Annotated in this window: 3 protein-coding genes; 2 read left to right on the top strand and 1 reads right to left on the bottom strand. The window is 70.6% G+C overall.

All coding sequences use genetic code 11. The features are described from left to right. The coding region (locus EIO58_RS15460; RefSeq protein WP_127820258.1) for an aggregation-promoting factor C-terminal-like domain-containing protein at positions 1–899 on the bottom strand (899 nt) is incomplete at its 3' end. Between the two features lie 222 nt (positions 900–1121). Between EIO58_RS15460 and EIO58_RS15455 the strand changes: the two genes are divergently transcribed. Next, positions 1122–1502 (top strand): DUF2200 domain-containing protein, encoded by a 381-nt coding sequence (locus tag EIO58_RS15455; protein ID WP_127820257.1) that lies wholly within the window; start codon positions 1122–1124, stop codon positions 1500–1502. Between the two features lie 17 nt (positions 1503–1519). Continuing rightward, positions 1520–2806: a M18 family aminopeptidase gene (locus EIO58_RS15450; protein ID WP_127820256.1), complete on the top strand. Its 1287-nt coding sequence runs from the start codon at positions 1520–1522 to the stop codon at positions 2804–2806. Positions 2807–2879: the final 73 nt, after the last annotated feature.

Genomic DNA, 2879 nt, shown 5'->3' with positions numbered 1-2879 from the left:
GTCGCCGGGTTGGTCTGCCAGTCGGCACCCGCCGTCGACATCTTGCTGCCGGGCAGCGCCTGCGGGATGCCGAACGCGCCACTGGAGCGGTTGTGGGCCTGATAGTTCCAGCCCGACTCCTTGTTCCACAGCGACACGAGGCACGCGAACTGGTCGTCGCCCCACCCGTAGTTGCCGATCATGGCGCGCGCGGTCGCCTGTGCGTCCGCGGGGCTCGTGCCGCCTACGGCACCGCCCGAGGCATACACCGGGTTCGGCGCCGACGACCGCGGCCTCGACTTCTTCGCGGCCTCCGCCTCGGCAGCGGCCGCAGCGGCCTCGGCCTCGCGGCGCGCCTCCTCTTCCGCCTCCTGCTGCGCCTTCACCGCGATCGCTGCGTCGAGCTTGCCGCGCAGTCCGTTGGCCTGCTCGCTGACCGCGGCCGTCTCAGTCGCCACGACCTCGGTGTAGTCGGCCACGTATGCGTCCGGCAGGTTCTCGGCGCGATCGAGCAGCGCGACAGCCGCTTCGAGCGCCGCAGTGTCGACCGTCGTCACGGGAACGCCGATGTCGAGACCCGATGCCGCGATGTCGGTCGAGACGGTCTGTGCGGCGCTGATCGCGGCACCCGCCGCCGTCCGCACATCCTCTGCCGTGGCCTGAGCGTTCGCGACGACCTCTGCGCGGTCCGTCCCCGTCTGCACGGGCGGCGTGTACGAGGCGAGCGCGAAGCCGGTGAGAGATGCGGAGGGGGAGGCGGATGCCTCAGCCTGCGCCATCGGTGCCGTCGTGGTGAAGCTCGCCGCGGCGAGGATGCCGACCGCGAGCGTCGAGGCGATCAGGACGGGGCGGCGGCGGATGCGGCGCTCTGCGCGGCGAAGGGTGCGACGAGAAGGCAGGAAGGACGACTGGTTACGCATGAAGAAGACCGGGTTCCGTATCGACGAAGCGCCGTCGAGCGGCGCGCTGTGCCCGTTCGGGCGGGCACAAGCCCCCGAGTCTGGCCGCCCTGTCTGGACGGTTCCGGTGCGTTACCTGAACGTCATATGGGAGCGCCGGTGCCCGGACAGCTCCGAAAAGGCCCAGATCACGAGGGGGCGCGTCCGGGAGCGGAGGATCGAAGACCGATTACGCTGGGCCACGTGCACCGCATCTTCACGACCAGCTTCGCCTCCGTCTACCCGCACTACGTCACGAAGATGGAGCGCAAGGGACGAACGAGGGCCGAGCTCGATCAGGCGATCGAGTGGCTCACCGGATTCGACGATGCCGAGCTGAAGCGACACCTGGACGAGCACACCACGTTCGAGGACTTCTTCGCCGAGGCGCACCTCAACCCGAGCGCGTCGCTCATCACCGGAGTCGTGTGCGGCATGCGCGTCGAGAACATCGACGACCCGCTCATGCAGAAGATCCGCTATCTCGACAAGCTCGTCGACGAGCTCGCGAAGGGCAAGCCGATGGAGAAGGTGCTCCGGAGTCCGGAGCACCTCCGAACTACGATCGAAGGGCCGCCCACCTGACACGAGGAGCTTCGTCCGTGCCGATCGCACCTTCCGCCCGCTCGCACGCCGACGACCTCGCAGCGTTCGTCGAGGCATCCCCGTCGAGCTTCCACGCGGCGGCCGAGGTGGCCCGGCGCCTGGAGGACGCCGGCTTCATCCGCCTCGACGAATCCGAGAGCTGGCCGGCGACCGCCGGCGGACGCTTCGTGGTCGTCCGCGACGGGGCGGTGATCGCGTGGGTCGTGCCGCCCACGGCGACCCCGGCGACGGGAGTGCGCGTCTTCGGCGCACACAGCGACTCGCCCGGCTTCAAGCTCAAGCCCAAGCCGACCACGGGTCGTCTCGGTTGGCTGCAGGCCGGTGTCGAGATCTACGGCGGGCCCCTCCTGAACTCGTGGCTCGATCGCGAGCTGCGTCTCGCCGGGCGCCTCGCACTCGACGACGGCACGACCGTGCTCGCCTCGACGGGACCCCTGCTGCGGCTGCCGCAGCTCGCGATCCACCTCGACCGCGAGGCCAATGACCGCCTCGCGCTCGACAAGCAGTCCCAGACGCAGCCGGTGTGGGGTCTCGGTCAGGCGGACTCGGCCGACATCCTGGGCGAGCTCGCCCGTGAGGCGCGCGTGGATGCCGCGCGCATTCGCGGCTACGACCTCGTCACGGCCGACGCCGCGCGCGGCGCGACGTTCGGCCTCGACGACGTCTTCTTCGCGTCCGGCCGCCTCGACGACCTCGCCTCGGTGCACGCCGGAGTCGTCGCCCTCGAGCGGGCCGCCGACGACTTCGATGCAGACCACGTCGCGATGCTGGCGGTGTTCGACCACGAGGAGGTCGGCTCTGGGACTCGCTCCGGCGCCGCAGGCCCGTTCCTGTCCGACGTGATCGAGCGGCTGTGGCTCTCGCTCGGCTCCGACCGCGAGCAGCAGCTGCGCGCTCTCGCCGCGTCGTGGTGCGTGTCGAGCGACGTCGGCCATTCGGTGCATCCCAACTACGCCGAGAAGCACGATCCCGTCGTGCAGCCGGTGCTCGGGTCGGGCCCGATCCTCAAGATCAACGCGAACCAGCGCTACGCGACGGATGCCGCGGGCGCCGCCGTGTGGAACGCCTGGTGCTCCGCCGCCGGCGTCATGAGCCAGGAGTTCGTCTCGAACAACTCCGTGCCGTGCGGCTCGACGATCGGTCCGATCACGGCGACGCGGCTCGGGATCCGCACGGTGGACGTCGGCATCCCGATCCTGTCGATGCACTCCGCCCGCGAGCTCGCCGGCGTGAGCGACCTGTGGGACCTCGCCCGCGTCGCCGAGGTGTACTTCCGCGGCTGAAGCGGGCCGGCGCCACACCGAGGACGGCCTGCGTGCGCGTCAGCGCGGTTGTGCGAGTGACAGCGTGCGCCCG

Source organism: Microbacterium sp. CPCC 204701 (genome assembly GCF_004010105.1).
In the GTDB taxonomy this organism is placed as follows: Bacteria; Actinomycetota; Actinomycetes; order Actinomycetales; family Microbacteriaceae; genus Microbacterium.
This window is presented reverse-complemented; position numbering and strand designations above follow the sequence as displayed.